Here is a 9542-nt window from a genome sequence, read left to right on the forward strand (position 1 = left end):
TATGCACTTGCCTCGCATTTCGATTCCGGCTTATAAATGGCCCCATGAAGACCATCGGCCTGATCGGCGGCATGAGCTGGGAATCCACCGCCGAGTACTACCGCCTGCTGAACCGACTCACCCGCGAGCGCCTCGGCGGACTGCACTCCGCCCGACTCGTGCTCTACTCCGTCGACTTCGCGCAGATCGAGCGACTGCAGACGGCCGGCCGCTGGGAGGAGGCCGGCCAGGTCCTCGCCGACTCGGCCCGGTCACTGGAGGCGGCCGGCGCCGACCTGCTGCTGATCTGCACCAACACCATGCACAAGGTCGCCGACCAGGTCGCGGCGGCGGTCTCCATCCCCCTGCTGCACCTGGCCGACACCGCGGCGGCCGCCGTCCGGGCGGCGGACCTGCGGCGGGTCGGACTGCTCGGGACGGCCTTCACGATGGAACAGGACTTCTACCGCGGCCGGTTGGCGGCGGGCGGCCTGGACGTCCAGGTGCCGCAAGCCGACTCGCGCGCCCTGGTCCACCGGGTGATCTACGAGGAACTGTGCGTCGGACTGGTCCTCGAGGAGTCCCGGGCGGCCTACCGGCGGGTGATCGCGGAACTGGTGGCCGGGGGCGCGGAAGGCATCGTCCTCGGCTGCACCGAGATCGAACTGCTGGTCCGGCCGGAGGACAGCCCGGTGCCCGTCTTCCCCACCACCCGGCTGCACGCCGAAGCGGCGGTCGACGCCGCCCTGGCCGGCCCCTGAACCCCGACCGCCGCCCTGAGGTGCGCGGTCGGCGGGCACCGGGACAATGGTGAGCGGACCGGTTTCTCCAGCACTCCGCCCCGCGCCGCCCCCCGAAACCGGGGGCCACGGAGCGCGAACGAGAGGGACGACCATGGCCGTTTCCAGCACCCCGATCAACCTCACCCTCGCCGCCCACGTCGGCATCTCGGTCTCCGACCTGGACGCGTCGATCGCCTTCTACACGGCCCTCACCGGGCGGGAGCCCGTCGCACAGGGCACCATGCACAGCGTGCCGTTCGGGAAGTCGCAGGGCCTGCCCGTGGCGAAGCTGCGCTACGCCACGATCAACCTGGACAACAGCCTCGGCATCGACCTCATCCAGTTCCAGGAGCCGGTCGGCGAGCGGACCGGCGGCGTGGCCAACCGGCCCGGCTCGATGCACCTGTGCCTGCGGGTCGACGACTTCGACGCCGTGTACTCGCGGATGAAGGACGCCGGCTACGACTTCCTCGGCGACGACTACACCTTCATCGAAGGCGAGGTCACCCCGGACGCCGCGCTCGGCACCCGGGTCGCCTACTTCAACGACCCGGACGGCACCAACCTGGAGATCATCCGCCCCGAAGGCGGCTTCGCCAGCTAGGAGTTCGCGGCGACCGGCCGCCCGGGCCACCCGCGCAGGGCGGCGCGGGCGCGGGCGACGCCTCCGGGGGTGGCGGGCGCGCCGGTGCCGACGGCGACGGTTCTCGTGCCGAGGCCCGCGCAGGCGCGGCAGATGCCGGGGCGGGGCACCGGGTCGTGGCAGCGGCCGCACTCGGCGTACGAGGCCGGTTGGGTTTCGGGGCGCTCCGGTGGCAGCTTGCGGTGCAGGCGGTCCCGGAGGATCGCCACCGGGGAGTGCATCGGCTGCGGCAGTCCGGGGAGCAGGGCGTGGGCCAACTCGGCTTCGTCGCAGCCCCGTTCCAGCCACTGTGTGACGAGCGGTGCCAGTGCCTGCGCCTTGGCCTCGCCGAGGCGCAGGCGGGGTTCGGGCCGGATCACCCGGAACAGGGTGGCCACGGCGGCCCGCGTCCGTTCATCCGGGAGGGTGGGTTCTTGTCCCGGGTCCTTTACGGGAGGGGTGACAGTGCGGCCGGTCCCTCGCCCACCGGAAGCCGGGCGGGGGACAGCCGGTGCGGGCTGCGGGGTGTCGAAGACATGGGCCTCGGACCGGATGGTCCCGTCGGCCATCCGGACGGTGTCGACCCGGTAGTACCCGGCGCTGGTCAGCTCCTTGAGCGCCCGCCGGACGGCGCCCCGCCCCTGCGGACTGCTGTCCGCCATCTGCCGCCCGTCCTCCCGCCACCCGTCGGGGCGGGAGAGCAGGTCGGCGAGGAGGCCACGAGCGGTGTAACTCAGCCGCCGGTCCTGCAACAGGCCGTTCGGAAGAACGGTGAACGCGCGCGTGCGCGCGCTACGATGAATCCGCATCTGGAGCTCTATCTCCTGGTGCCAGACCCCGGGGTGTTACGAGCACCGCCGGGGTCTCCTATGTTCTGTTGATGATGCGGAAAGTAGTACAGCGACTACGAAGAGTGCGAACCGTTCGAGCGTGAAGCCCAAGCCCCCACATCACGCACGCCCCTACCTTCTGCGTGGGAAGTCGGCGGGGCCGACTTCCCACGCCGAGCACGGTGTTCAGGAATGGGCGCGTTCGATCGCTTCGAAGATGTCCGCATCGGTCTCCTGCTGCCACGACGGCAGGTCGACCCAGTCGGCGACATAGCCCGGCTTCGGGTTCTCGATGTGCTTGTGGATCTGAGCGATCCAGCAGGTAGCGACGAAGCGGCCCTTCTGCTCCCGGGTGAGCTTGGAAGTGTTGCCGCCGCTCACACCGATGAAGTCACGGACCTGCCCGAACACGGCGGCGGCGCACTCCCGCTCCCACTCGGGGGTCTCCTCCCACGGGGCGACATAGCCCGCCTTCGGCTCACCCGGGTAGTGCTTCGACACGCCCGCGATCCACGCCTCGCGGAAGATCCGCCCATCAGTCGACATGCGTAACTCCTTTGTCAGATGGCACTGTCAAGCGCCGAGAAGCGGTCGAAGACGAGTGTTGGTGGCGTCACGCGAGGTAGACCTTCTGCCATTCCAGGGACGTCATGGTCAGCGCGGCTTCGGCGAGGGCGTGGGCCGACTCGGTCTTGAGGCTGCCGAGGCTGCTGTCGATCCACGGCTGGACGTTCTGGTAGCCCTGCTCGCGGTACTCCACGGCCTGGATCAGGCACTCCAGCTTGTCCGCGTCGTGGGCGACCGTGACCTCCAGGCTCTCGGCGTTCTCGTACTCCTCCACGAGGGCCTGGAGTCCGGCAACGACGGCCGGGTGAGCGGCGCTGACCTGGTCGGCGGTCACCCGCTCGTTCGACGCGGCGGTGAGGTAGCGCCGACTGATGTGCGGGATATCGCTGACCCGGGTCTCCTGGGTGTCGTGGAAGAGGCACAGCAGGGCGACCTTGGCCGGGTCGGCACCCTCCATCATCGCGAGCACCGCGCCGATGACACCCGTCCGGAACGAGTGCTCGGCGATCGACTCGGGATCCTTGACGCCGGCGATCCACCAGCCCTGGCGCTTCGCCCGCTTGAGCATGCCCGCCTCGAACAGGTAGCTCGCGGTGCCCCTCGCCTGCTTGTCGTCCGTCATGGCTGTCCTTCGCTGCCAGAGCGATTGTCGCTGTAACCGCCTACCCACAGACCGTAGTGCACAGACTCCGACTCTCGACGCGCCACCGTGAAAGGCCGTCACCATCAAATCGACACGGGGGCTCGCCCGTACCAGTGTGGTGAGGCGCGCTACGCCTCCGGCGGCACGCTGTAGCGACTCAAGACCTCATCCGCCGTGGACTTCTCCAGCAGGCGCAGCTCCCAAGGCCCGGTGTTGACGTCGAACTCCTTGCCGAAGCCGACCCACTTGCCGGCCATGCGGCGCCCGGTCGGATCGACCAGCAGCTGAATGGCGCCGTGGTACCTGGCCCCCTGGTAGTAGCCGTCCTGTGCGGTCTGCTCCACCCACGAGCCCGTCACAACGTTCCGGTCGATGGTGAGGTCGAACGACAGCGGCGAGTCGGGATTGGACGACGCACCGGGGAGCGACCGGCCGGTGATCCGGTTCCCGCTCTGGGACAGGACGACGTGGTGCAGGCCGGTGAACGTGTTCTCCCGGCTGCTGCTGAAGAACTCGTAATGGCTGACCCAGACCCCCGAGTAGTCCTCACCCGTGGGAGCGGGTGCGGCCTGCACGGGCACGCCCGGTTCGTCGCTGCTCATGTCATGGCCTCCCGTACCGTTCGCGGTACCTGCGGGCGGACGCCGGTGAGGACGTCCGCAACTGGTCGTCCAGGACCCTGATCCGTTCGGTCATCGCCGCGACGGACTGGGCCGCCGAGGCTCCCCACGTCGATCGGTCCTGACACCGTATCCGTCGACTGGCCGGCGGAAGTAGCTATCTCATGGAACCCGGCCGCGCACCAGCCGACCAACGTCAACGTTGTTTGACCGAATGATCTGTGACCAGGCGAGTTCGAGGGTACGGTCCCCTATGCAGGGTTCAAGGAATTCACGAGATGGGGCCAGCGTGGCACCTCCGGACGGAATCAGCACCGGCCAGCGCATCGCCGCCTACGCAGATGTGAGAGGCCTGAGCCATCGGCAACTCGCTGATCGTGCTCACGTCTCGTACAGCCTGCTCACGAAGGTGGTGGCCGGGCACAAGCCGGCGACGCCGGAGTTCGTTGCAGCGGTGGCCAGGGCTTTGGGAGTTGAGCCCGGCGACCTCCAACCGCCCCCGTACGGCGACGGGACGGCAGATGACCCGTTGGTCCCGCTGATGGGCCCGATCCGTACGGTGCTCGATCTGTACGACCTGCCGCCGCAGGAGGCCGTTCGGCCTCGCGCCCTGCCCGCGCTTCGGGCAGCGGTACGACAGGTGAACACGCTGGCCCAGGCCGCGAAGTACAAGCCGATGGTGGCGATGCTGCCGGGCCTGCTGGTCGAACTGCACACGGCCGCACACGAGTTCACCGGTGAGCAGCAGCGGCAGGTGTGGGGCCTGCTGGCGGAGGCCTACCGGTGCGGGCACTCGGTCGGGATCGCGATCGGGCTGAGCGACCTGTCCGCGACCGCACTGGCCCGGATGGACTGGGCCGCGGAGCGGGCCGGCGACCAGGCACCCGCGCTACGGGCCGCCCGCGAGTACCTGCGGGTCACCGCCTACCTGCGCGTCGGCGACCTCGCGGCCTGCCGGCGCCTCCAGGAGTCCGGCCGCGGCCACCTGGAGGGGACCGACGCCAAGACTCCGAGCGCACTGGTCACCACCGGGCAACTGCACCTCGGCTCGGCCGTGGTCGCCGCCCGCGCCGGACAGAAGGACCTGATGCAGCACCATCTGGACGAGGCTGAACACGTAGCCGCCCGGACCGGCGAGCAGCCGGACCTGTCGCTGCACTTCGGGCCCACCAACGTGCGGGTGCACCGGGTGATGACCCTGGTGGAGGCCGGCGAGCACGACCGGGCGGTGGCCGCCGCGAAGGGGCTGCGCTTCCCCACCGGATGGGCCCCGACCAGGATCGGGCACCACCACATCGACCTGGCCCGTGCCTACCGATGGATGGCCCGACCGGAGGCCGCACTCGACCAGCTCGACGCCGCGTACGCGGTCGCACCCGACCAGGTATCCCGGCACCCGCTCGCCCGCGAGACCGTGACCGCACTGTCACGCTCCGCTAGCCGCCGGAGTCTGCGGCTGTCAACCTGGATCACCCGAACGGGTATCTGACGATCTTTCACTTCTGGTGAAATTCAAGGCCTTCCAGCAGCGGCATCGTGGTGCTCAGCACCCCGAGAAGCGACGCCTCGGGGTGCGAGCCCGGTCGGGTCCGGGCTCGCACACACCACTGCCGCATCCCTTGGAGCCCGCGATGGCCGCCGCCCCCCGCCCTTCGTGTCCTGCCCAGACACCGACACCCGGGCCGCGCAGATCCGCCGAGGACCGCCTCCGACGGAACGCCCTGGCCACCGCAGCGGCCGGCTGGGCAGAGTTCGCCCCGACCGCCGACCCCCGGGCCCGCCGGGCCTCGTGAGTTCGGAGACGGCTCTCCCCCCGGTTGCAGCACGCCCCGCCCCGGTCGGGTGTCCAAACCCCCGATCGGCGGCAGGCCTGGCGTACGTCGCACTTCCTTCACATGCTCCCGCCCCGCCCCTCCGAGGTACCCCCATGTTCACGTCCCGTCGTCCTCGCATGTTCGTCGCCCGGCTCTCCTCCCGGGCCGAATCCGCGCCCCTGGCCCGGTACTTGATCCGGGCCTACCTCTCCGGACTGCCCTCCGGGGACCGCTACCGCGACACCGCCGAACTGCTCCTCGGCGAGCTGTTCGCCAACGCCGTCCAGCACTCCGACGGACCCGACGATCGCCACATCGAAGTCCGCTTCGCCCTCACCGGCTCCCGGCTACGGCTGGAGGTACACGACGCCGGTAGCAGCCGCCCGTCGGTCCGCACCGCCGCGCCTGACGACGAGCACGGGCTCGGCCTCTACCTCGTCAACGAGCTGGCCGAGCGCTGGGGCTGCGCCTCCCGCCCGTACGGCATCGGCAAGTTCGTCTGGGCCCACATCGCCCCCACCACCGTCTGAAAGCCCGACTCCCCATGCACCTCACAACCCTCGCCCGGCACACCCTCTCCCGTGGCACCACACCCGCCGCCACCTACGCCCATGGCAGCCTCCGCTCCGGCCACCACCACGGCCCCACCCGCTGGTTCACCACCGGAACCCTCACCATCACCACCCACCACATCACCTGCACCATCACCCACTACCGCACCCGCGCAACCCACCGGCAAGCGCAGGAAGTCGGCCTGGCCGACTTCCCGCGCAGCAGACATCGAGAGGCCAAGATGACCACGATCCAGCGCGCCACTGCACACGCCACCACCGGCTGGCTCCAGGGCCGCTCGGTCTCCTCGCATGCGAGAACGTCGTGCTGCGCGGGCACTGCGAAGGCGCCGACCACCGAGACTTGATGGCCTGGCCGCACTGGGCGCTGAAGCACCTGTACGCCCCGGTCGGAGTCATGTTCGGCAAGTTCCCCCAGGACGCTGCCGAGACCGGCCGGCGCGGGCAGCGGATCCCGCCGCCGCCCTTCTCGTTCCTCCCGGTACGGGCGGGCGTACGGCCGCTGGACCCGCGATTCCTGGAGACCACCCCCGACCTCGCGGCGGCGTTGGCGGTCTCGGCCAACGAAGGCCGCGACGTGTTCGAGCACATCCCTTGTGAATGGAAGGCAGTTCGAGAATGGGCGAGTTCCTTGCCGAGGCCCGCGAAGCGCTGAGGGCGGCGGAGGCCGTCTGCGGGCCGGTGGAGCTGAAGGAGATCAGCAACCGTCGGGGTTCGGCGGTGTGGAAGGCCAGCGGTCCGCGCGGTGTGGTGAGTATCAAGCTCGGCACCGGCGGGGCCGCCGAGGTCACCGCCCGTGAAGCCTCCGTACTGGACCAGCTCCCCGGCTACACCGTGACCGCCGGCCGCTTCGCCGACGGCATCTGGTACGTCACCCCGTGGCTGGCCGGCCCCTCCACCTGGCAGGTCTTCCGCCCCGTGCGCAAGGGAGACGGTGGGAAGGACGAAGCCCTCGCTGCCGCCGTCGGACTGTGCCGCGCCGTGGCGGACTTCCACACCGACGGCTGGGTGCACGGCGACCTCCAGCCCGCGCACGGCATCCACGGCGAGGACGGGACGGTCCGCCTCCTCGACTTCGCCTGGTCCCGCAGGATCGACAGCACCCCGTGGCCGACGTTCGACGGCACGATGATCCACCTCACCGCCCCCGAACTCGCCGCCCGGATCATCAACGGCCCCCAGCCCGTCGCCACGACACAGACCGCCGACGTCTACGCCCTCGCCGGAACCCTGTGGACCTGCACCACCGGCACGTGGCCGCTGGACTACGACACCGCAGGCCTCCCAAAGGGCACGCCCGTGGAGGAGATCCGCAAGGCCATCGCCCACCGAGCCGTCCCCATGTCCACCGCGATGCCCTGGCCCGCCTTCCAAGCCCGGCTGCGCTGCGTCCTGCTGGCCGCCCCCGACGAGCGGCCCACCGCCGCCGAACTGGCCGAGATCATCGAAGCGGTGGACGGATGATCGAGCTGCGGGAGCTGCGCCCCGGCGACGAGGAAGCCCTGCTCCGGATCTACAGCGCGGAGTCGACGAAGTACCTGGGCCGGGCACCCATGGATGCCGGCGAAGCCCGCTACCGCCTGCGCGACATCATCGCGGCAGCGGCACAGTCACCGCGCACGCTGTACGTGCTCGGCCTCGCCGTGAACGGTGACCTCCTCGGCGTCGTCAAGCTCCACTGTGACCGGCCGGTCGCCGCCATCAGCTACATCCTGCGCGCGGACACCTGGGGCCGCGGCTACGCCACCGAAGGGGTCCGCAGGCTCCTCGCCCTCGCCTTTGGTCACCTCGGCCTACCGGAGGTCCGCGCCAAACACCGCACCGACAATCCCACCTCCGGTCACGTCCTCCGCAAAACGGGATTCATCCCGACCGGCGAGCGCGCCGGCTTCAAGACCTACGCCCTCGGATCGACCGAACCGGGACACGAGCAGATCAGACAACCGCCCGGTGGTGAACCTACTACTGCCATGGGCAATTGACTGTCTATCGCTGGCAGATCACCAACGATGACGTGGATGACCCCCTCTCCTTTGCTTCCAAGGTGCTCCCTCATGCCCACTTCCCGTCGCCCCCGGGCTTTCGTCGCCCGTCTCTCCTCCCGGGCCGAATCCGCGCCCCTGGCCCGGTACTTGATCCGGGCCTACCTCTCCGGGCTGCCCTCCGGGGACCGCTACCGCGACACCGCCGAACTGCTCCTCGGCGAGCTGTTCGCCAACGCCGTCCAGCATTCCGACGGGCCCGACGACTGCCACATCGAAGTCCGCTTCGCCCTCACCGGCTCCCGGCTGCGGCTGGAGGTGCACGACGCCGGTAGCGGCCGCCCCTCGGTCCGTACCGCCGCGCCTGACGACGAGCACGGGCGCGGCCTCTACCTCGTCAACGAGCTGGCCGAGCGCTGGGGCTGCGCCTCCCGCCCGTACGGCATCGGCAAGTTCGTCTGGGCCCACATCGCCCCCACCACCGTCTGAAAGCCCGACTCCCCATGCACCTCACGACCCTCGCCCGGCACACCCTCTCCCGTGGCACCACACCCGCCGCCACCTACGCCCTGATCGCCCGCCTCGGCCACCCGCCCCTGCCCGTCGCGCGCGCCGTCTGCCTCGCCCTCGACATCCCCCTCGCCGAAACCACCCGCCGCCTGGCCGAGTGCTACGACGCCCTCCTCGCCGACCACCACCCCGCCAGCGAGACCGACACCGGCGAACTCCTCGAAGCCCTCGGCGTCTTCGACATCCCCAAGTCCCTCACCGACACCGAACTCGCCGTCGTCGAACACCTCCTGGCCGCCGTCGACGCCCACGGCAGCCTCCGCCCCGGCCACCGTCACGGCCTCCAGCGCTGGTTCACCACCGGCAACCTCACCACCGCCTACCTCTCCCTCACCGCCACCCACCCCCTCCCCCGCACCGGCGACCCCACCCTCTACTGGACCACCCTCGTCACCGCCGGCGAACTCCTCGCCACCACCCTCCCCTCCGACCGCCGCATCACCTACGCCCTCACCCACTGCCGCACCCGGGCAACCCACCCGTAAGCGTAGGAAGTCGGCCTCGCCGACTTCCTACGCAAGAGCGGCCCGTCGCCGCCGGGGGGCCGGCCCAACCGCGGCG

13 protein-coding genes and 2 pseudogenes are annotated in these 9542 nt (G+C 70.4%); 11 read left to right on the top strand and 4 right to left on the bottom strand.

Going from position 1 to position 9542, the window contains the following annotated elements:
- Positions 1 to 44: 44 nt before the first annotated feature.
- Together ACFVU7_RS33095 and ACFVU7_RS33100 are read left to right on the top strand one after the other, a co-directional pair.
- Complete coding sequence (locus tag ACFVU7_RS33095) at positions 45 to 740, top strand: aspartate/glutamate racemase family protein (RefSeq protein ID WP_388048736.1); 696 nt, start codon at positions 45 to 47, stop codon at positions 738 to 740.
- 133 nt (positions 741 to 873) lie between these two features.
- A complete protein-coding gene (locus tag ACFVU7_RS33100) occupies positions 874 to 1365 on the top strand; it encodes a VOC family protein (protein WP_388048738.1) in 492 nt (163 codons plus the stop codon).
- Here ACFVU7_RS33100 and ACFVU7_RS33105 read toward each other — a convergent pair.
- The 4 genes and pseudogenes from ACFVU7_RS33105 to ACFVU7_RS33120 all read right to left on the bottom strand — a co-directional run.
- Complete coding sequence (locus ACFVU7_RS33105; protein ID WP_388048740.1) at positions 1362 to 2192, bottom strand: hypothetical protein; 831 nt, start codon at positions 2190 to 2192, stop codon at positions 1362 to 1364. The genes ACFVU7_RS33100 and ACFVU7_RS33105 overlap by 4 nt on opposite strands.
- A 207-nt stretch (positions 2193 to 2399) precedes the next feature.
- Positions 2400 to 2759, bottom strand: a complete 360-nt coding sequence (locus ACFVU7_RS33110) for a hypothetical protein (RefSeq protein ID WP_387819418.1) — start codon at positions 2757 to 2759, stop codon at positions 2400 to 2402.
- Between the two features lie 67 nt (positions 2760 to 2826).
- On the bottom strand, positions 2827 to 3402 hold the full coding sequence (locus tag ACFVU7_RS33115) for an HD family hydrolase (protein WP_388048741.1): 576 nt from the start codon (positions 3400 to 3402) through the stop codon (positions 2827 to 2829).
- A gap of 149 nt (positions 3403 to 3551) precedes the next feature.
- A pseudogene (locus ACFVU7_RS33120) lies at positions 3552 to 4049 on the bottom strand (XRE family transcriptional regulator); the annotation flags it as partial.
- Between the two features lie 247 nt (positions 4050 to 4296).
- On the opposite strand from ACFVU7_RS33120, the pseudogene ACFVU7_RS33125 reads away from it, so the two are divergent.
- From ACFVU7_RS33125 to ACFVU7_RS33165, 9 genes and pseudogenes are all read left to right on the top strand, one after another.
- Positions 4297 to 4521 (top strand): annotated as a pseudogene (locus tag ACFVU7_RS33125) (helix-turn-helix domain-containing protein); the annotation flags it as partial.
- Between the two features lie 63 nt (positions 4522 to 4584).
- Positions 4585 to 5532, top strand: a complete 948-nt coding sequence (locus ACFVU7_RS33130) for a transcriptional regulator (protein ID WP_388048758.1) — start codon at positions 4585 to 4587, stop codon at positions 5530 to 5532.
- A gap of 438 nt (positions 5533 to 5970) precedes the next feature.
- On the top strand, positions 5971 to 6387 hold the full coding sequence (locus ACFVU7_RS33135) for an ATP-binding protein (RefSeq protein WP_388048743.1): 417 nt from the start codon (positions 5971 to 5973) through the stop codon (positions 6385 to 6387).
- A 14-nt stretch (positions 6388 to 6401) separates the two neighbouring features.
- Entirely contained in the window at positions 6402 to 6776 is a 375-nt protein-coding gene (locus tag ACFVU7_RS33140; RefSeq protein ID WP_388048745.1) for a hypothetical protein, read from the top strand.
- Entirely contained in the window at positions 6776 to 7084 is a 309-nt protein-coding gene (locus ACFVU7_RS33145; protein ID WP_388048747.1) for a hypothetical protein, read from the top strand. Before ACFVU7_RS33140 ends, ACFVU7_RS33145 begins: the two co-directional genes overlap by 1 nt.
- Complete coding sequence (locus tag ACFVU7_RS33150) at positions 7048 to 7893, top strand: hypothetical protein (protein ID WP_388048749.1); 846 nt, start codon at positions 7048 to 7050, stop codon at positions 7891 to 7893. Before ACFVU7_RS33145 ends, ACFVU7_RS33150 begins: the two co-directional genes overlap by 37 nt.
- Positions 7890 to 8411: a GNAT family N-acetyltransferase gene (locus tag ACFVU7_RS33155; protein ID WP_388048750.1), complete on the top strand. Its 522-nt coding sequence runs from the start codon at positions 7890 to 7892 to the stop codon at positions 8409 to 8411. The genes ACFVU7_RS33150 and ACFVU7_RS33155 overlap by 4 nt, the downstream gene beginning before the upstream one ends.
- A 72-nt stretch (positions 8412 to 8483) precedes the next feature.
- Positions 8484 to 8900 carry an ATP-binding protein gene (locus ACFVU7_RS33160; RefSeq protein ID WP_388048752.1) on the top strand — a complete coding sequence of 139 codons (417 nt, stop codon included), beginning with the start codon at positions 8484 to 8486 and terminating at the stop codon, positions 8898 to 8900.
- A gap of 14 nt (positions 8901 to 8914) precedes the next feature.
- Positions 8915 to 9466: a hypothetical protein gene (locus ACFVU7_RS33165; protein WP_388048754.1), complete on the top strand. Its 552-nt coding sequence runs from the start codon at positions 8915 to 8917 to the stop codon at positions 9464 to 9466.
- Positions 9467 to 9542: the final 76 nt, after the last annotated feature.

Origin of the sequence: Kitasatospora sp. NPDC058046 (assembly GCF_042885595.1) — a bacterium.
Taxonomy (GTDB): Bacteria; Actinomycetota; Actinomycetes; order Streptomycetales; family Streptomycetaceae; genus Kitasatospora.

What these genes read in the sequence shown, in the direction of transcription:
- ACFVU7_RS33095 (WP_388048736.1), top strand. Translation starts at nt 45, where the DNA reads ATGAAGACCATCGGCCTGATCGGCGGCATGAGCTGGGAATCCACCGCC.
- ACFVU7_RS33100 (WP_388048738.1), top strand. Translation starts at nt 874, where the DNA reads ATGGCCGTTTCCAGCACCCCGATCAACCTCACCCTCGCCGCCCACGTC.
- ACFVU7_RS33105 (WP_388048740.1), bottom strand. Translation starts at nt 2,192, where the DNA reads ATGCGGATTCATCGTAGCGCGCGCACGCGCGCGTTCACCGTTCTTCCG.
- ACFVU7_RS33110 (WP_387819418.1), bottom strand. Translation starts at nt 2,759, where the DNA reads ATGTCGACTGATGGGCGGATCTTCCGCGAGGCGTGGATCGCGGGCGTG.
- ACFVU7_RS33115 (WP_388048741.1), bottom strand. Translation starts at nt 3,402, where the DNA reads ATGACGGACGACAAGCAGGCGAGGGGCACCGCGAGCTACCTGTTCGAG.
- ACFVU7_RS33130 (WP_388048758.1), top strand. Translation starts at nt 4,585, where the DNA reads ATGGGCCCGATCCGTACGGTGCTCGATCTGTACGACCTGCCGCCGCAG.
- ACFVU7_RS33135 (WP_388048743.1), top strand. Translation starts at nt 5,971, where the DNA reads ATGTTCACGTCCCGTCGTCCTCGCATGTTCGTCGCCCGGCTCTCCTCC.
- ACFVU7_RS33140 (WP_388048745.1), top strand. Translation starts at nt 6,402, where the DNA reads ATGCACCTCACAACCCTCGCCCGGCACACCCTCTCCCGTGGCACCACA.
- ACFVU7_RS33145 (WP_388048747.1), top strand. Translation starts at nt 6,776, where the DNA reads ATGGCCTGGCCGCACTGGGCGCTGAAGCACCTGTACGCCCCGGTCGGA.
- ACFVU7_RS33150 (WP_388048749.1), top strand. Translation starts at nt 7,048, where the DNA reads ATGGGCGAGTTCCTTGCCGAGGCCCGCGAAGCGCTGAGGGCGGCGGAG.
- ACFVU7_RS33155 (WP_388048750.1), top strand. Translation starts at nt 7,890, where the DNA reads ATGATCGAGCTGCGGGAGCTGCGCCCCGGCGACGAGGAAGCCCTGCTC.
- ACFVU7_RS33160 (WP_388048752.1), top strand. Translation starts at nt 8,484, where the DNA reads ATGCCCACTTCCCGTCGCCCCCGGGCTTTCGTCGCCCGTCTCTCCTCC.
- ACFVU7_RS33165 (WP_388048754.1), top strand. Translation starts at nt 8,915, where the DNA reads ATGCACCTCACGACCCTCGCCCGGCACACCCTCTCCCGTGGCACCACA.